This is a genomic window from Calothrix sp. NIES-2100 (assembly GCF_963875285.1).
In the GTDB taxonomy this organism is placed as follows: Bacteria; Cyanobacteriota; Cyanobacteriia; order Cyanobacteriales; family Nostocaceae; genus Aulosira.
Map to the genome: position 1 here is coordinate 6,400,323 of NZ_CAWNLA010000001.1, position 17,854 is coordinate 6,418,176.

General features: G+C 42.7%; 15 protein-coding genes. 9 read left to right on the plus strand and 6 right to left on the minus strand.

Annotated elements, in window-relative coordinates; translation table 11 throughout:
• From AACU32_RS26040 to AACU32_RS26065, 6 genes are all read left to right on the plus strand, one after another.
• Positions 1 to 5,118: a PAS domain S-box protein gene (locus AACU32_RS26040; RefSeq protein ID WP_096604070.1), complete on the plus strand. Its 5,118-nt coding sequence runs from the start codon at positions 1 to 3 to the stop codon at positions 5,116 to 5,118.
• Positions 5,119 to 5,263: 145 nt separating this feature from the next.
• Positions 5,264 to 5,641 carry a response regulator gene (locus AACU32_RS26045; RefSeq protein WP_096604071.1) on the plus strand — a complete coding sequence of 126 codons (378 nt, stop codon included), beginning with the start codon at positions 5,264 to 5,266 and terminating at the stop codon, positions 5,639 to 5,641.
• A gap of 104 nt (positions 5,642 to 5,745) precedes the next feature.
• Positions 5,746 to 6,114 carry a response regulator transcription factor gene (locus AACU32_RS26050; protein WP_096604072.1) on the plus strand — a complete coding sequence of 123 codons (369 nt, stop codon included), beginning with the start codon at positions 5,746 to 5,748 and terminating at the stop codon, positions 6,112 to 6,114.
• Between the two features lie 115 nt (positions 6,115 to 6,229).
• A complete protein-coding gene (locus AACU32_RS26055) occupies positions 6,230 to 6,643 on the plus strand; it encodes a response regulator (RefSeq protein WP_096604073.1) in 414 nt (137 codons plus the stop codon).
• 287 nt (positions 6,644 to 6,930) lie between these two features.
• Complete coding sequence (locus tag AACU32_RS26060; RefSeq protein WP_096608180.1) at positions 6,931 to 7,413, plus strand: response regulator; 483 nt, start codon at positions 6,931 to 6,933, stop codon at positions 7,411 to 7,413.
• 29 nt (positions 7,414 to 7,442) lie between these two features.
• The gene (locus AACU32_RS26065) at positions 7,443 to 7,832 is read left to right on the plus strand and encodes a response regulator (protein WP_096604074.1); all 390 of its coding nucleotides are present in this window, start codon (positions 7,443 to 7,445) and stop codon (positions 7,830 to 7,832) included.
• A gap of 72 nt (positions 7,833 to 7,904) precedes the next feature.
• Here AACU32_RS26065 and AACU32_RS26070 read toward each other — a convergent pair whose 3' ends face one another.
• On the minus strand, positions 7,905 to 8,210 hold the full coding sequence (locus AACU32_RS26070; RefSeq protein WP_445223192.1) for a hypothetical protein: 306 nt from the start codon (positions 8,208 to 8,210) through the stop codon (positions 7,905 to 7,907).
• A gap of 214 nt (positions 8,211 to 8,424) precedes the next feature.
• Here AACU32_RS26070 and fahA point away from each other — a divergent pair, with 214 nt between their 5' ends.
• The gene (fahA, locus tag AACU32_RS26075; RefSeq protein ID WP_096604075.1) at positions 8,425 to 9,744 is read left to right on the plus strand and encodes a fumarylacetoacetase; all 1,320 of its coding nucleotides are present in this window, start codon (positions 8,425 to 8,427) and stop codon (positions 9,742 to 9,744) included.
• A 116-nt stretch (positions 9,745 to 9,860) separates the two neighbouring features.
• On the opposite strand, the gene AACU32_RS26080 is transcribed toward fahA, so the two are convergent.
• Entirely contained in the window at positions 9,861 to 12,335 is a 2,475-nt protein-coding gene (locus AACU32_RS26080) for an nSTAND1 domain-containing NTPase (protein WP_339378283.1), read from the minus strand.
• A 119-nt stretch (positions 12,336 to 12,454) separates the two neighbouring features.
• Between AACU32_RS26080 and AACU32_RS26085 the strand changes: the two genes are divergently transcribed.
• Complete coding sequence (locus AACU32_RS26085; protein WP_096604077.1) at positions 12,455 to 12,823, plus strand: hypothetical protein; 369 nt, start codon at positions 12,455 to 12,457, stop codon at positions 12,821 to 12,823.
• 532 nt (positions 12,824 to 13,355) lie between these two features.
• Here the strand turns inward: AACU32_RS26085 and AACU32_RS26090 are convergent.
• The 3 genes from AACU32_RS26090 to AACU32_RS26100 all read right to left on the minus strand — a co-directional run bounded on the left by AACU32_RS26090 (position 13,356) and on the right by AACU32_RS26100 (position 15,200).
• The gene (locus AACU32_RS26090; RefSeq protein ID WP_339378284.1) at positions 13,356 to 13,643 is read right to left on the minus strand and encodes a GIY-YIG nuclease family protein; all 288 of its coding nucleotides are present in this window, start codon (positions 13,641 to 13,643) and stop codon (positions 13,356 to 13,358) included.
• A 232-nt stretch (positions 13,644 to 13,875) separates the two neighbouring features.
• Positions 13,876 to 14,094, minus strand: a complete 219-nt coding sequence (locus AACU32_RS26095) for a hypothetical protein (protein ID WP_096604079.1) — start codon at positions 14,092 to 14,094, stop codon at positions 13,876 to 13,878.
• A 2-nt stretch (positions 14,095 to 14,096) separates the two neighbouring features.
• A complete protein-coding gene (locus tag AACU32_RS26100; protein WP_096604080.1) occupies positions 14,097 to 15,200 on the minus strand; it encodes an ATP-binding protein in 1,104 nt (367 codons plus the stop codon).
• Between the two features lie 189 nt (positions 15,201 to 15,389).
• Between AACU32_RS26100 and AACU32_RS26105 the strand changes: the two genes are divergently transcribed.
• Entirely contained in the window at positions 15,390 to 15,701 is a 312-nt protein-coding gene (locus tag AACU32_RS26105) for a TRADD-N-associated membrane domain-containing protein (protein WP_096604081.1), read from the plus strand.
• 411 nt (positions 15,702 to 16,112) lie between these two features.
• Here AACU32_RS26105 and AACU32_RS26110 read toward each other — a convergent pair whose 3' ends face one another.
• The gene (locus AACU32_RS26110; protein ID WP_096604082.1) at positions 16,113 to 17,756 is read right to left on the minus strand and encodes an acetolactate synthase large subunit; all 1,644 of its coding nucleotides are present in this window, start codon (positions 17,754 to 17,756) and stop codon (positions 16,113 to 16,115) included.
• Positions 17,757 to 17,854 lie beyond the last annotated feature (98 nt).

Sequence of the window (17,854 nt, forward strand, 5' to 3'; positions counted from 1 at the left end):
ATGATGAGAAATTATCCGCGATTATTTTCCTATGGACTGGCGATTGGCTCAACGGCGATCGCCTTGTTGCTAAGACTGTGGCTAGAATCGCTGCTGTCAGAAACTGTTGGTGGTTGTTTTTATATTGCCATCCTCATCACTACTTGGTACGGAGGCTATCATGCTGGGTTGGTATCACTCGTGCTTTCGGCGGTAGCAATCAAATATTTCTTTTTTTACCCACGATATCAATTTTGGGTATTTCAACCACAAAGTCTATTCCAGTTATTCATTTTTCTTGTGGTTGGCTTAATAATTAACCGACTCACCAGCAGCTTTCTCAACAGCAAACTCAAAATTCAACAACTCAGCCAAAAATTAGCTCAAGAAAATGCCGAACAACTGCGGATGGCTTTGACTGGTGCCAACATGGGGATGTGGGATTGGAATATTCTAAACGGAGAGGTCAAATGGTCGCCAGAAACAGAACAGTTATTTGGTTTGGCTATTGGTACTTATGATGGGACATATGAAACCTTTGATGCCTGCTTGCATCCTGAAGATCGCCAAGGACTAACCCAAGCAGTACAACAGGCACTGCAAACTCACACTATTTACCAACATGAGTATCGCATTATTTGGGCAGATGGTAGCATCCACTGGCTTGAGGGCAGGGGACAGGGGTTTTATAACGCAGCGGGTGAGCCTGTGCGGATGGCAGGAACCGTCATGGCGATTGATGATCGCAAGCAAGCTCAAATCACCCTAGAACAGCAATTTGCCCAACAACGTTTAGTGATGGATATGACCGTGCGTATCCGGCGATCGCTGAATTTACAAGATATTTTGCAAACGACTGTAGATGAAGTCCGGCAATTTCTCTTGTGCGATCGCGTCACTATTTTTCAATTTTCTCCTGACTGGAGTGGCACAATAGTTGTAGAATCCGTGGGTGCAAATTGGACAGCTATTTTATCTGCCCAGATCTCCGATCCTTGCTTTGGTGAAAAGTACGTAGAAGCTTTTAAAGCAGGTTTAGTTACTGCCAAATCTGATATTTATATTGCAGGTATAGACTCCTGTCATGTCCAACTCCTGGCAAATTTCCAGGTTAGGGCTAATTTGGTAGTGCCGATTTTGCATCGAGAAGAATTGTGGGGATTACTGATTGCTCATCACTGTGAGGCTCCTCGTGAATGGCAAACTGCCGAAATTGAGCTGCTACGCCAATTAGCTACTCAAGTGAGCATTGCGATTCAACAAGCAGATTTGTATGCCCAAGTACAGACTGAACTGACAGAACGCAAACAAATCGAAGCCGCCTTGCGGCACAGCGAACAGCGATACCGCTCATTAGTTCACGCCTCAGCGCAGATTGTCTGGCTCACTGATGGCGATGGTATGACAACAGTCGTTCCAGAAATTTGGGAAGAACTATCTGGAACATCCACAGCCCAAAGCTTAGGATTAGGTTGGCTCGATTTTGTTCACCCTGATGATCGCGATCGCGCTTTATCGACCTGGCAAGAATCTTACACAAACCGTACTTTATACGAAACTGAATATCGCCTACGCATGAAGGATGGCAATTACCGCGATTTTGCCGTTCGAGCTGTGCCGATTCTTGCTGCTGATGGTGAGATTAGCGAATGGATCGGCACTTGCACAGATATTACCGAGCGCAAACAAGCAGAAGCAGCCCTCAGGGAAAGTCAAATCCAGCTTCAGCGCCAATTGGCGGAAATTGAAACCATCTACCAATCCGCCCCAATTGGCTTGAACGTCCTAGACACCGAACTGCGTTTTGTCCGTATTAACCAACGTCTCGCAGAAATCAATGGCTTTTCCGTCCAAGAGCATATTGGCCGCACAGTGCGTGAGTTACTACCCGACCTAGCTGATGTCGCCGAACCACTGTTAAACTCCATCATAGAAACAGGGAAACCGCTGCTCAATGTGGAAATCACAGGCGAAACCCCCGCTCAACCAGGGGTGCAACGAATTTGGTTAGAAAGCTTTTTACCGTTAAAAGATGGGGAACGCATCATTGGTATTAGTACTGTATGCGAAGAAATTACCGAACGCAAACAAGCAGAACAAACTTTAGCAAAACAAGCTCTGCGGATTAAAACGCTCTTCCATACATCCTTCGATGGCATCGTCATTTTAGATTTATCCGGAAATGTCATCGAAGCTAATGCGCGATTTGCCGAGATGCTGGGCTATACATTAGCAGAAACCGCAAAACTCAGCGTTTTTGACTGGGATGCTCAGTTTAGCCCCGAAGAACTTCGGCAATTAATAAGCGACTATATCAGCTTTCACAGTGGAGTTTTGGAAACTCGCCACCGCCGCAAAGATGGCTCAATTTACGATGTAGAAATCAGCACTAGCGTTGTAGAATGGGAAGGGGAAATTATGCGATTCTGCGTTTGTCGCGATATTAGCGAACGCAAACAAGCGGAAATTGCTTTACAACAACTAAACGCCGAACTTGAACAACGGGTAGCAGAGCGAACAGCAGAACTGGCAGATGTAAACGATCGCCTGCTGGACAAAGTCATCGAACAGCAACAAACCCAAATCATTCTTTTAGAACAATCGCAACTACTGGATCTGGCACATGACACGATCATGACGCTGGATTTGCAGCGGCGGATCACTTTCTGGAATGAGGGAGCCGAAAATATGTATGGCTTTCCCAAAACCGAAGCTTTGGGGCAAATCTCCGATATTCTCTTGCAAACTCAATTTCCCCAACCAATAGCAGAAATTGAAGCAGAACTTTTAGAAAAGAGTTACTGGGAAGGAGAAGTTACCCATTTCAGCCGGGACAATCAACCCCTGACTGTAGCGAGTCGTTGGGTGTTACAAAAAGACAATGCTGGTAAACCGATTAAGATCCTCGAAATCAACAATGACATTACCGAGCGTAAACAAGCAGAATTTGCCCTCAGCCAAAGTGAGGAACGCCGCCGACTGGCTTTAGATTTGACTCATACCGCCTTTTGGGATTGGTATTTACCCAGCACAGATATGGTCTGGAACGATAATCACTTCACTTTACTGGGTTTAGCTCCCTATTCAATTGAGCCAAGTTATGAACTATGGCGCAATGCAATTCATCCTGAAGATATTGATTTAGTTGAACAACAGTTTTTGGAATCTATTGAAACTCACAGCGATTACGCCAGCGAGTATCGAGTAATTTACCCAGATGGTTCAGTGCATTGGCTGATGGGACGGGGAAGGGCAATTTACGATGAATCTGGGCAACCTTTGCGATCGCTCGGTGTATTGTTAGATATTAGCGATCGCAAACTTGCTGAAGCCATTCTCCGTCAATATGAGCGCATTGTCTCCAGTACCAAAGATGGCATTGCCTTGGTGAACAGTAATTACATTTATCAAATCGTTAATCAAGCTTACTTGGATTGGTGCAACAAACCCGATAGCGAAGTTTTAGGAAAATCCAAGCGGGAAGTTCTCGGTGAAAAGTTATTTGATAGTGTCATCCAGTCTCGATTAAATCGCTGTTTAGCTGGAGAGACAATTCAATATGAACAGTGGTTTAACTATCCTAATCAAGTACCGCAATTTATCAGCGTTACTTATACACCTTATCGTGAACCAGACGGCAGGATTTCTGGCGTGATCGTGAGTATGCGCGATTTGACGCAACTCAAACAAGCACAACAAATGCTGGAACTTCAGGCTGTCATTACCCGCAACATGGCAGAAGGCATTTGCTTAGTGAGAGCCGATAATGGCATCATTGTCTATGCCAATCCTAAATTTGAGCAAATGTTTGGCTATGACCCTGGTGAACTCAACTCTCAGCACGTTTCGATTGTCAACTATGGCAATGAATCGGTAAATCCTGAAGATGTTGATCAAGCCATTCGCTCTACTGTCTTACAACAGGGTGAAGCCACTTATGAAGTTCATAATGTCAAAAAAGATGGTACTCCATTTTGGTGTAGTGCAACTTGCTCTGTATTTAACCATCCCGACTACGGCGATGTTCTAGTCGCAGTTCACCAAGATATCACCGATCGCAAAAATATCGAAGATGCTTTACGCCACAGCGAAGAAAAGTTTCGCCAACTTGCAGACAACATCCAAGCAGTATTTTGGATGACAGATCTGCAAACTCAGCAAGTTATCTACGTCAGCAAAGCCTATGAAACCATTTGGCAAAGCCGTTGTGAAAGAGTTTATCAAAATTTTGCCGATTGGTTAGATGCGATTCACCCTGAAGATCGCCGGCTTGTTGATCTGGCATTCAGCGAACAATTAAAAACAGGGTACTCTGATACCAAATATCGTATCATCCGCCCCGATGGTTTAATCCGTTGGATTCGCGATCGCGCTTTCCCCATCAAAAATGAAACTGGGGAAATTACGAGGATTGCTGGTATTGCTGAAGACATCACAGAACTACAAAAAGTTGAGCAAATCAAGAGTGAGTTTATCGGTATCGTCAGTCACGAACTCCGCACGCCTTTAACCGCAATTCGAGCTGCACTAGGCTTATTAAACTCTGGTATTTACGACAACAGACCAGAAAAATCTAAGCGGATGATAGAGATTGCAGCCACCGACTGCGATCGCCTAGTGCGCCTAGTCAACGATATTCTCGACCTAGAACGCTTAGAATCTGGTAGAGCCATCCTCGACAAAACCACCTGCGAAGCTGCTGATTTAATTCAACAAGCAGTGGAGGGAGTAAAAGCGATCGCCAAGCAGCAAAATATTAGCTTTAATATTGATATTACCGATGCTCAAGTTTGGGCAGATGCTGATGCCATTATTCAAACACTCACCAATCTCTTAAGTAATGCCCTCAAATTCTCACCATCGGATTCCACTATTACCTTAAGTGTCCAACCCCAAACAGATTGTGTACTCTTCCAAATCAGCGATCAAGGGCGGGGAATTCCCACAGAGAAGTTAGAAGTTATCTTTGGCAGATTTCAACAAGTAGATGCTTCTGACTCCCGCGATAAAGGCGGCACAGGCTTAGGATTAGCAATTTGTCATAGTATTGTTGATCAGCACAATGGGAAAATCTGGGCTGAAAGTACTCTTGGTGTTGGTAGCACATTTTTCTTCACTCTGCCATTGTCTGGGCGATAGGCGATGAGGGAGTGTGGGGAGTTTGGGTAGAGATGAAAAAAAGACAAATGACCAATGACAAATGACTAATGACAAATGACCATTGACAATTGACCATTGACCATTGACCATTGACAACTGACAACTGACAACTGACAACTGACTAATGACTAAACAAGTATTAATTGTGGATGACGAAGACCGTATCCGGGAACTAGTACAAGCTTGTTTGGAAGAATTGGGAGGATGGGCGACGCTAACCGCTGGATCTGGAAAAGAAGGGTTAAAAATCGCACAGACAGAATCTATTGATGCGATTCTGCTTGATGTGTCTATGCCTGATATGGACGGCATTACAGTCTGTGAAAAACTTCAGGCTAATTCCGTAACCAAATCAATACCAGTAATTTTTCTAACAGCAAAAGTTCAGCCGAGCGATCGCGCCCGCTTTGCGCAGATGGGAATTGCAGGAGTGATTACCAAACCTTTTGAACCGCTGACAATTTCCCAGAAGGTGGCTGAGATTCTGGGTTGGGATGACTAATTATTAAATTCTGTAACCACATCTCGCTCTTTATTAGTTCTTTATTTTTTTACTTTACCTTTATTGGCTATAGATAAAAATCTCTGACATCCCAGCAAAGGTAAATGAAAGCCTGTCAAGTTGAACAATCTGAAGAAGTTACAAACTTTACTTTATTCCCACTACAAAGTTGTGCTATCCAGGAAATTAAAGAGAATTGGGTTGGTGCTGCGGTTGTGTCTCCAGAAACCGTGATGATTCGTGCTATTTCTTCCAAACAGCGAAAACAAATCCTAGATCATCCTCTGACTCAGCGAGAACTTTGTATTCTGAAAATGATTGTTGATGGTAATAACAATCCGGAAATTGCCAAAAAACTATACATCAACATTGGCACTGTCAAGGCGCATATTCGACATATTTTCTACAAGCTCAATGTTAGCGAACGCGCTCAGGCTTGTGTATTGGCTCTGCGTTCTGGCTTAGTGGATTAATACATCGCTTCAATATATATTAATAAATTCACTGGCTTTCAAAAAGTCTTAACAAGTCACAGTCAAGCAATTAGTTATTTTTGCCAAAAAATATAAATTTTAGGAGCTTAGTAAAATGAAAATTGTGCAGGAGTTAGCTATCAAAACCAAAACCATTTTGCTCATCGACGATGAAGCCAATGTGCGCGAGCTAGTCGAACTCTGTCTCATAGATTTAGGTGGTTGGAATGTACTAACAGTTGATTCTCCATTTTCTGGATTAGAAAAAGCCAAAATTGCTCATCCTGATGCAATTGTATTGGATCTTTCAATGCGCGGCAGTTTTATGTTTTTAAGAGAATTAAGAAATCATATTGAAACTAAAACAATTCCTCTTGTGCTACTGAGCGCTACAGCACGTTGGTTAGATCCGCAATTTATCAAAACTTACAAAGTCGCAGGTATAATTCTCAAGCCTTTCGATCCAGTTACACTTCCTATTCAAATGAGTGAGATTCTTAAATGGCCTGCTCTACCAATTCATACTTAATAAAGTTAATCGATTTTGGCTTTTAAATTGGGGATTTTGGATTTTTTTCTTAACTTGTTGGGGGGATGAAACGAAATAATTTTTAATCTAAAATATAAAATTGGCAAGTCAAATTACTTTGCTGCAATTCGTAATTTAAATCATTATTTAGGATTCCCTACTGATTAAAGACCACTAAATCCAAGATTATGGTGGTTGCGCTATCCTTCAGGAATTATGAATTACGAATTATTTGCTAAACAGCAAAGAGAATCGAAAATAAACACTCGCCAATCCGAGAGATGAATATGATCAGCCCCTTCTCAGATACAGCGAGAAATCAGGATGTGAGAATTCTGGTTGTTGAAGATGATTATATTCTTGCTCTCAACTTCCAAGAAATTTTAGAATGCTTGGGATATACAGTCATCGATATTGTTGATTCGGCAGAAGTAGCAATTGAAAAAGCAAATCAGCTACAGCCAAATTTAATTTTGATGAATATTCGCCTATCTGGCGCAATGGATGGTATACAAGCAGCAGAAATAATCTGGCAAATTCGGCGGATTCCTATTATTTATATCACGGGATATTCTGACGAAAATATTTTAGCTAGAGCTACACAAACATATCCTTTTCCTTACATTATTAAACCTGCTACTAAGCAAAAAATTTACCGTGCTATTCAAAGCATGATTATCTTTTTGTTCTGGATGTGGCTGGGTTTCAATCAATCTATTGCCATCATTTATAAACTTTGTATTAAACTTAAACTCACAGTCATTATTTGATTTGTAATAGTATTGGGATTGCCTAAATTATGAAAAAGCAAAACTTAGAACGCCCTAGGATACTAATTGCCGATGACGAAGAAAATTATCGCAATTTGCTGACTTTAATACTAGATAATCAAGGCTGGAAAGTAAGTCAAGCAAGCAATGGCAAAGAAGCAATAGAAAAAGTATTGTCACTCCAACCAGACTTATTAATTTTAGATTATAGAATGCCAGGATTAACAGGAGCGCAAGTTTACCGATACCTCCAATTAAATGGCATCAATTTACCAGTTGTCCTAGTTTCTTCCGAATTTGAATTACAGAAATTAGCTTCATCTTTAGGCATTGTCCATTTTCTCAATAAACCATTTGATATTCAAGATTTATTGACGATGATTCAGTCGGCTTACGATAACTTTTTAATTAAACAGTAAAACTGAAAAAGTAAAAAGCGTAGAAGCAATTTATGAATTGCCTCTACTATAAGAGTTCTTGTCAAAGCAAAGTTAAGATTGTAGTGGCTTCAGACTAGCGCTTCTGGCTGTACTATCCCAAATTATCCAGCTACAAGAATTGTCAACCTCCGAGGCATTATTTGTCACCTTAAAATACAGCTTGTCTCCATTCTTTGGTTCAATAGCAAAATCCGCATTTTGAGCATAAACGACTTTAAAACCTCTATCTCTTAAGCAATACATCGCCCAAGCTTTCAAAGACTGCTTATATGGTTCGTGAGGAATTGGCGGTTTTGTAATTGCGTCTTCAATGACTTTAAATAACTGTATTGATACCATATGGGCAAAAAAGGTCATAGTGAGGATTTGGGATAAAATCAGCTTTCAATTAGCGATCGCTCCCATGAAATAAGTGTAAAACCAATATTGAAGTACTTTAAGAACATAGAGAAAATAAGGTAGCAGTTTCTCCCCTGCCCCGATCGCCGAGCGGAGCCGTACCCTACGGGAAGCAAGCTACGCGCAGCGGAAGCACCAGAGGCGCTGCCCCCCTGCCCCACATCCCCCACTTATGACTCATTCCCTTGACGCCACTCATAATCCCAATTTACGCAGTTGGGTTGAATCAGCAAATCAACAAGACACCGATTTTCCGATCCAAAATTTACCTTTTGGTGTATTCCGCCCTCAGGGCAGCACTGAAACGCCGCGAATTGGAGTTGCAATTGGCGACAAAATTTTGGATTTGACTAGATGTTACCAACTTGGCTTATTTCCCGGACTTCCCGAACAGCTGCAAATAGCATGTACAGCCCCTAATTTAAATTTATTGATGGGGATGGGAATTCAACCTAGATTAGCCTTGCGTCATAGCTTAAGCGAATTGTTGCGAGCCGACACACAACAGCATCCCCCAGAAACAGAAATTCTCTTATCTATATCTGATATCGAACTTTTAGTACCTGCAAGCATTGGGGATTATACTGATTTTTACGCTTCCATATTTCACGCTACCAACGTAGGAAAGCTTTTCAGACCTGACAATCCCTTACTTCCCAACTACAAATACGTACCCATTGCCTATCATGGACGCGCATCTTCAATTGTGCCTAGTGATACTGCAATCAAGCGTCCCAGCGGTCAAATCAAACCAGCAGAAGAATCTGTTCCGAGATTTGCGCGATCGCAAATGCTGGACTATGAATTAGAAGTTGGCTTTTTTGTAGGTACTGGCAATCAACCAGGACAACCTATATATATAGATAAAGCAGAAGAACATATATTTGGGCTGTGCTTGGTCAATGATTGGTCAGCAAGGGATATCCAAGCTTGGGAATATCAGCCCCTAGGCCCATTTTTAGCCAAGAGTTTTGCAACCACAATTTCTCCTTGGGTAGTCACCTTAGAAGCTTTAGCACCCTTTCGCTGTCCAGCTTTTGATCGTGCGCAAAGCGATCCTCAACCACTACCTTATCTGTCTTCGTCACTGGATAGCAGTTTGGGTGGAATCGACATCACGCTAGAAGTTTGGATTCGTTCAGCCCAAATGGAACAACAAGGGATACAGCCATTTTGTTTAAGTCGTGGTTCTTTCCAGCAGATGTATTGGACAATAGCGCAAATGCTTACCCATCACGCAAGTAATGGTTGTAACCTGCGTCCAGGCGATTTACTGGCGAGTGGGACAGTCTCAGGGGCACAAGCAGGTTCCCAAGGTTGCTTACTCGAGATTACTCAACGTGGTTCTCAACCGATTGTACTGCCTACAGGGGAAGAGCGAAAATTTTTGGTTGATGGCGATGAAGTGATTCTGCGCGGATATTGTGAAACCGCAGGTTACCAGCGCATTGGATTTGGAGAATGTCGAGGTAAGATTGTCAATAGTCAATAGTCCAGAGTCAATAGTCAATAGTCAATAGTCCAGAGTCAATAGTCTCCCTTGTCTCCCTTGTCCCCCTTGTCTCCCTTCCCTTGTCCCCCTTCCCTTGTCCCCCTTCCCTCATCTCCTCATCTCTCCAAGGTGAACCAGCGGCGAATTAACTCTACCTGAAAGCGATCGCCTTTATCAACTTCTTCTATTAACTCTCGCTGTAATAGCAACTTGCGGGTGGTTGCAGCATGGGGAAACTGTTGTGATATGGTTTGATGAAGTGCGATCGCGCTTTCCCCTTGAGCAGCAATAAAGCGTAAAATCGCCCTACCGTTATCATCGACTTGGTTATTTTCGATATCAGCGAAGAAGAAACCACCACTTTTGAAAGCTTCGGGAATTGCTGCTTCTACATCGGCTAAAGTCGCCAACCTCCGCATTGAGGGGTCTTGCTCATTTTTGAGGACGATAATTTCCGCACAGAGTAGTTGTATCAAAAACGGGTGACAACGGGTAAGTTGCAACACTCGCTCAACTGCGTCAGGTTCATAGCGCAGGGTAAAATCTTTCACAGGGCGTTCAATTAGTTGTCGCGCTTCGGCTTCTTTCAGGTATGAGATATGCACTACCTGCACATTTATGAGATAACTAGCCCAGCGTTGATATTCTGCGATCGTATGGGAACCTGCTAACAAAACCTTGAAGCGGGGACGATGTTGGATGAGGTGACGCAGCATTCCCAGAATATCTTGTTCATCAAAACGTCCTTTGGTTATGGCACTGTCTAGTACCTCGAACTCATCTAGCATTAATAAGGCGGTATTTTGTTCAAGTACCTGTTCTACAGTATCTAGCCATTCGTCAAAGCTGGTAAAGGGGTCAGCGGTTAGGGTGTCGCGGGTGAGGGATGGTAGAGTAACACCTTGCTTCTCTGATGATTTCACCATTTCTTTAGCAAGGTTGTATAGAAAACCAGCATGGTCGCTAGCTGATGAGGGTGCGCCTTGCAAGTCTACAAACATGGGGATGATGGTATTAGGTAGCAGCTTTCCTAAGTTGTTGAGAAGAGAAGTTTTGCCCATGCGTCGCTGACCGTAAAGTAGCAAAGGTGGACGACGCAGGTCTAGGAGTAACTGCTCAATGCGTGTACCGATGTCATTACGACCTGTGAAAATCTCTTGTTCTTGTGTGAGGGGTACACCAATGATGTAAGGCGAATCAATTTCTTGGCGGAGTTCGGTAGCTTTTGCCAGTTCCTCTGCATAGTCGGCTATGATATCACGCCAACTTTTGGCGATGGGGCGGAAACGAATTGTGTATTTGTCGCTACTGCGAGTAAATTCTTGCAAGTATCTGTCTAAACGGTCGGTAACAGATCTGAGGGCTAGGCGTTGGTTGTAAGTACTTGCCTGATTCAGTGCAACATCCACATCTTCGCTGATGCGACTGAAAATGTTTAGTAGAGTGCGAACTGGGCTTTCAAGTTCGCTAATTACTAGACTGGGATGAGCCTGACGGATAGCTTCCACATCTGTGAAGCGTTCTAAACTCTGTGCATCCAATTCAATTTGGGCTGGTTTAACTACCCAGCGTTGGGGACTGGTACTCAAGTATTGCAGCGCTGCTTTTCCTTCAACTGGGTTATGTTCTATCACTAAGATTAGGTGTTTTTCTAAGCCAATTAAAGGTATGTATTGCAACTCATCCCAAAAGGCTGAATTCCAGTAAAATAAGGTTTTATTATCTTTACGTTGTTTATCGAGCTGATAAAGCAGGATATTATTTAGTGTCACGAAGGGGTAAAAAATCACAGGTCGCCACAGGTTTATAGTGACTCCCAGAATCCACATTGCCAAGCCCAAACCTAAATTAGGCAATATGATGACCAAAATCATGTAGAAAGCTAGACCCAAACTAGCCCTATATTGTCCAAACGCTCCGCTGATTAAAATGAAAATCTCTAAAAATACTACTAAGGCCAGACTCCATAGTGATAAATCTGAAGTTAATAATATTACGGCCAATAAAAAAAGCAACACCATGTATAAGGCTAGACCTAATAACGAACCCCTATGTTGTCCAAACAATGTGCTTTTTAAGGGCAAAATCCTTAAGGCTATAACTAAGAACAGACTGCATACTAAGGACGGACTCCATATTGATAAGCCCAAAGTTAATACTGGTACGCCTGCTATGCTTACTGCTAACACCGAACCCACGAACCACTCCCATCGCCACATACTGCTATACTTCGGGTTTAATCGTGTTAGGAGCAAGTTTATATGCCACCATACAGACCACGCCACACCATACGCTAACCAAACAGCAATGTTTTCTGCTGCTGACTTTCCCAATCTCCAGAACATCAAGCCAAGTGTTAAATTAGCAAGGAAAGGTAAGACCAGGTATATCTGTATTCGCAGTTCTAACAGCAAGCGGCTTTTTCTATCAGACGCGAGATCCAAAGCAGCGGAAATAAATGTTAAGTGATTACGCCAAGCAGCAGGACGGAAAAAGAGCCAGAACAGCAGTTGCAGGCTACCTAGTATCAAGTTGGGGTGCTGTTGCGGTGGATCGGTGTAGGCGTTGTGGAATATGTTTGGCGATGGCATAGTTTCCCGGTTGGGGTTGACGCTGAAATTAACTATGTCATTGTGAATGTAGCATTAGTGCAATAAAGTGCAAAGACTGGGATTGCTTCACTTCACTTCGTTCCGCTCGCAATGACAGGGTGAGTCATTACGAGGAGGAAGACGAAGCGATCGCTGTGACATCCGGGGGGTTGGGATTGCTCATAGGTGTCAACTTAATCATGGGACAAACCACTAAGGCGATCGCTTCTGGTTTATTGAATTGGGGTAGTCGTTTATTGAATTGGGGTAGTCGTTTATTGAATTGGGGTAGTCGTTTATTGAATTGGGGTAGTCGTTCATTGAATTGGGGTAGTCGTTTATTGAATTGGGGTAGTCGTTTATTGAATTGGGGTAGTCGTTTATTGAATTTGGGTAGTCGTTTATTGAATTCGGGTCATTGCGTTCGCGAAGCGTCTCGAAGAGAGGAGGAACGACCAAGCAATCTCCTTCCAGTGCGATCGCTGTGAATTTTCAGCGGTTGGGATTGCTTCACTCCGTTCGCAATGACAGTGATTAGTCATTGCTTTTTTGAACGACAAAGCAATCTCCTCCCAGTGCGATCGCGGTGAATTGTCAGCGGTTGGGATTGCTTCCCTTCGGTCGCAATGACAGTGTGTGTCAGTCATTGCTTTTTTGAACGACCAAGCAATCGCCTCCCAGTGCGATCGCGGTGAATTGTCAGCAGTTGGGATTGCTTCCCTTCGGTCGCAATGACAGTGTGTGTCAGTTATTGCTTTTTTGAACGACCAAGCAATCGCCTGCCAGTGCGATCGCGGTGAATTGTCAGCGGTTGGGATTGCTTCACTCCGTTCGCAATGACAGTGATTAGTCATTGCTTTTTTGAACGACCAAGCAATCGCCTCCCAGTGCGATCGCGGTGAATTGTCAGCGGTTGGGATTGCTTCCCTTCGGTCGCAATGACAGTGTGTGTCAGTCATTGCTTTTTTGAACGACCAAGCAATCGCCTCCCAGTGCGATCGCAATGACAGGTTGAATCATTTACAATTCATCATATAAATCTTTCCATTCTTTATTGATACTATTAACTAAATCAATCTTCTTTTGCCTAGAGCCAGATTTAATCTGCTTTTCTCTACTAATCGCTGTATAGGCATCATCAAAAATTTCGTAATAAACCAACTTTGTAATATTGTATTTTTTGGTAAATCCCTCTATCAATTTTGATTTATGTTCGTAAACCCTTCTTTGCAAATCGTTGGTTACTCCTGTATAAAGCACACTGTTATATTTATTAGTCATAATGTATAGATAATAGTGTTTACTCATTAATTTCTGCAAACTATTGGATAATTTTCACAATCTTAACTGAGTAAACAATCTATTGTCATCGTGAGTCTAACGTAGTGAAGCGTTCGCTCTCAAGCGTTCCCGCTCTTTAGCAATCGCAAAAGCTGGGATTGCTACTCTTCGCTCGCAATGACAACAAATCTGTCATTGCGAACGGAGCGCCAGCGCAGTGAAGCAATCTCCTCATCGACGCAAGTAATGATAAATTGACCTATTTATAGACTTCCCAATCTTCTAAAGGAACAGCAGGTTCAAAAGGATCATCATAACGGTACACTGTGCCACGCAAAGGATAAGGATTCGCTTTTTGGGGATGAGTTTGGCTTTCGAGAATGATAATTTCAACGGTTTCCCCAGCCTGAAATGGTAAGTCTTTGAGGATCAAAGTTCCATCTTCAGTTAATGTTGTTTCAATTCGATGTGCTTTCATTGTTACTCTGCTATTTTTGAATCTAATAAATGAGAAAATGGCTTCATCTGTCTTAAAGCTTCTTCTCGCCAATTTTCATCCTCTCCTTCTTCTAGAGTAAATAATCTTTCCCGACACAGAATTTGTAATAAAATTGGCAAACACTGACTTTGTTTTAAAATCCACTCTACATCCTCATCATCAAAAGGAATGGGGGAACTGGCTATTAATTCCCGTGCTTCTTGTTCAGTGAATGCTTCTAAATATGCGGTGTAGGCGAAAATGTTGAAAAATGGTGAACTATGTCCTGTATTTTGCGCTAGTTCAATTGGTGATTCGGGGGTAGCTAAGATAAACGCGAGATTTCCGCCTGTAGAGTTAGTTGCTAAGGAACGCAAACTTTCCCAAAAGCTATCATCTAATTCTGGACAGCGTTGTAATCCCACGCCAATCTCATCCAGCAAGATGACTGTGGGTTTATGCAAGTTGTCGCTGACTACATCCATGAAATAATCTAAGTCACAAGGGTTTGGTACTTGCATTTTCAGGGATTCCAGGATGTACTTTAGCAACCCCTCCCGATTCTGCATTCGTGCGTCTTGCAAATCTATGAAAATCCACTGGTAATTTTCTGGCTGTGGTAGCCAATCTGACTTTTGATTGGGACGCAACTGTTCTGCTGGGGTGGTGGTGATGTTTTTGAGGTAGTGCAGCAGGGATGTTTTACCGCTGCGCTTTTTACCGATGATGGCGGCGTTTTGCAGGGGATGGCGTTTGAGTAGGTTGAAGAGGCGTTTTAGTTCTTTCTCGCGTCCAAAAAAGTAACGTGGTTGAGTAATGGGTGAACCAGTGATGAAGGGTGAGGCTTCCCCGTTGTGTCGCTGGGGTTGACGCGGTTGAGTTTCTGGTTCTTTGGATGAAATTTCTTGCCAGTCTAAACCCAACTTGCTGCTAAGTTCTACAAAATTGAGATAATCAACAGGTTTACCACTAAGAAAGCTTTTTGCAGTGGATAGAGAAATCCCTGCTTCAATAGCTAATGACTGCTGGCTGGGATAGCCATTACGCAAAAGTGCTGACTTAACTGTTTTAATATACTCTGGGGCTACCCGAAGCGATCGCGCCATCACGCCTCATTTATTCATACCAATTTAAAGTTAATTGTAGAGTAGCAAGGGCGACAGCTTCATGCACTAAACTCTACCAAGACTACAAATTACCTCAGAAATCAACTAAAACTCAGCTATCACTCAGCTATGTTCTCGCCTATTGCCCGATTTCAATAGATTGTAGAGTTCATTGCCAGAGCAAGCAATATGGATAACCAAGACCAAGATAATACACAACAGGTAACAGATCTAATTTACCAGGAACGCCACAGTATTTATCAGGAGCGACTCCGCCAAGCTAGTGCAGCATTTAACCTGGCTTTTGCCATGACAACGATTAGTGCGATCGCGGGTTTTGCGGGGATTATGCTACTATTTTCTGGTAACATTTCCGCCGGCACAATCACAGCCGCTGGTGGTGGAATTTATGGTAGTGTTACAGCTTCATGGCTAAAACTGGCAAAAGATAGCAATGATCGGCTAGATGAAGCTGCAAGAGCATTAGAAGCCGAGTCCTGAGTGAGAATTTTACTTTGTTAATGAAGATAAAAGCCTCATTCACGAGGATAAAAGCCTCATTCACGAGGATAAAAGCCTCATTAATGAGGATAAAAGCCTCATTCACGAGGATAAAAGCCTCATTAATGAGGATAAAAGCCTCATTCACGAGGATAAAAGCCTCATTAATGAGGATAAAAGCCTCATTAATGAAGATAAAAGCCTGATTCACGAGGATCAAAGCCTCATTAATGAAGATAAAAGCCTGATTCACGAGGATCAAAGCCTCATTAATGAAGATAAAAACCTCATTAATGAGATTTAAAGTGAAATGGTATAACCCCCTCCTCGCTTGCGGGGAGGGGATACAAAGCACAGCTTTGTCGGGGTGGGGTTCTTCGGGTTTAGTAAGTAATCAACCAAACATTGATATCACACCGCACAACTTAACTCGCCGGCTTTTTGGGTAAAGCGGCGATTCTCACGATAGTCTACAGGACAATCGATGACGGCGGGTACATCTTGAGCCAAGGCTTCTTTAAGTACAGGAATTAAATCGGTAGCCGCTTCAACTCGATAACCTTTCAAACCCATGCTTTCGGCTAATTTAACAAAATCGGGATTACCAAAGCGGACAAAAGCTGATTGTCCAGGGCCGAAATGATTTTCTTGCTTCCACTCAATCAACCCATAGCCACCATCATTAAATATTAAGGTGACAAAGGGAGTACCCACACGCAAAGCTGTTTCTAATTCCTGGCAATTCATCATAAAGCCACCATCGCCAGTTACGGCGACGATTTTGCGGTTTGGATAGACGAGTTTTGCAGCTAAAGCACCAGGAATCGCAATCCCCATTGCGGCAAAGCCGTTGGAAATAATGCAAGTATTGGGACTATGACAATGATAATGGCGAGCCATCCACATTTTATGTGCGCCAACATCAGAGATGACAATATCATCTGGCCCCATGACTTGGCGCAAGTCATAAATTAACTTTTGCGGTTTAATCGGGAATCCATCATCATGGGCTAGTTCTTCGTAGTCAGCACGAATATTTCCCCGTAAGCTGATAGCGTAGGCATTAGGTTTACCTTGTCTATCTGCTAGCTTTAAGATTTCCATCAAAGAATCAGAAATATCACCAATTACTTCTGCATGGGGAATATAACTGCTATCAATTTCCGCAGAACTGAGTCCAATATGAATAATGGGAATTTTGCCGTCAGGATTCCATTTTTTCGGGGAGAATTCGATTAAATCGTAGCCAATAGCAATTACTAAATCTGTGTTATCAAAGCCACAGGTAATAAAATCTCGTTGTTGCAAACCTACTGACCATAAGGCTAAGTGATGAGTATAGGGAATCACGCCTTTGCCCATAAAAGTATTGGCAACGGGAATATTCATCTGGGTGGCGAATTGGGTGACAGCATCACTAGCTTGGGCACGAATCGCGCCATTTCCTACTAAGATTAAGGGATTTACTGCTTGGGAAATTGCGGCTGCGGCTGCGCGAATACTAGCAAAAGATGCATAAGTTTTTTCAATATTATGCTTACGCAAGGGTTTGCCTTCTACAGGCATAGCAGCAATATTTTCTGGTAAATCGATATGCACTGCACCTGGTTTTTCAGATTGCGATCGCTTAAAGGCTTTCCTGACAACTTCTGGTGTAATACTAGGTCGAACAATTTGTTTATTCCACTTAGTAACTGGCGCAAACATTGCCACCAAATCCAAATATTGGTGGGATTCGATGTGCATTCTATCTGTTCCCACTTGTCCAGTAATTGCCACTAAAGGCGCACCATCGAGGTTAGCATCAGCTACCCCAGTCATCAAGTTTGTTGCGCCAGGACCAAGGGTAGAAAGACAAACTCCAGCTTTTCCCGTCAAGCGTCCATAGACATCAGCCATGAATGCTGCACCCTGTTCGTGACGGGTAGTAATAAATTTAATGGAAGATTTTTTTAGCGCTTCTAAAACATGCAGGTTTTCTTCACCAGGAAGTCCAAAAACGTATTCTACACCTTCATTTTCTAAACACTGTACTAACAAATCTGCTGTATTCATTTGATTTCCTCAATTTTGTCAGTTGTCAGTTGTCAGTTGTCACTTGTCACTTGTCACTTGTCAATAGTCATTTGATTTTTGACCAATGACTATTGACT

Bases quoted from the DNA above. Each gene is read 5' to 3' on its own strand.
- AACU32_RS26100 (WP_096604080.1), bottom strand. From the start codon at position 15,200: ATGGCGCGATCGCTTCGGGTAGCCCCAGAGTATATTAAAACAGTTAAG.
- AACU32_RS26050 (WP_096604072.1), top strand. From the start codon at position 5,746: ATGAAAGCCTGTCAAGTTGAACAATCTGAAGAAGTTACAAACTTTACT.
- fahA (WP_096604075.1), top strand. From the start codon at position 8,425: ATGACTCATTCCCTTGACGCCACTCATAATCCCAATTTACGCAGTTGG.
- AACU32_RS26070 (WP_445223192.1), bottom strand. From the start codon at position 8,210: ATGACCTTTTTTGCCCATATGGTATCAATACAGTTATTTAAAGTCATT.
- AACU32_RS26060 (WP_096608180.1), top strand. From the start codon at position 6,931: ATGATCAGCCCCTTCTCAGATACAGCGAGAAATCAGGATGTGAGAATT.
- AACU32_RS26045 (WP_096604071.1), top strand. From the start codon at position 5,264: ATGACTAAACAAGTATTAATTGTGGATGACGAAGACCGTATCCGGGAA.
- AACU32_RS26055 (WP_096604073.1), top strand. From the start codon at position 6,230: ATGAAAATTGTGCAGGAGTTAGCTATCAAAACCAAAACCATTTTGCTC.
- AACU32_RS26110 (WP_096604082.1), bottom strand. From the start codon at position 17,756: ATGAATACAGCAGATTTGTTAGTACAGTGTTTAGAAAATGAAGGTGTA.
- AACU32_RS26065 (WP_096604074.1), top strand. From the start codon at position 7,443: ATGAAAAAGCAAAACTTAGAACGCCCTAGGATACTAATTGCCGATGAC.
- AACU32_RS26105 (WP_096604081.1), top strand. From the start codon at position 15,390: ATGGATAACCAAGACCAAGATAATACACAACAGGTAACAGATCTAATT.
- AACU32_RS26090 (WP_339378284.1), bottom strand. From the start codon at position 13,643: ATGAGTAAACACTATTATCTATACATTATGACTAATAAATATAACAGT.
- AACU32_RS26095 (WP_096604079.1), bottom strand. From the start codon at position 14,094: ATGAAAGCACATCGAATTGAAACAACATTAACTGAAGATGGAACTTTG.
- AACU32_RS26040 (WP_096604070.1), top strand. From the start codon at position 1: ATGATGAGAAATTATCCGCGATTATTTTCCTATGGACTGGCGATTGGC.
- AACU32_RS26080 (WP_339378283.1), bottom strand. From the start codon at position 12,335: ATGCCATCGCCAAACATATTCCACAACGCCTACACCGATCCACCGCAA.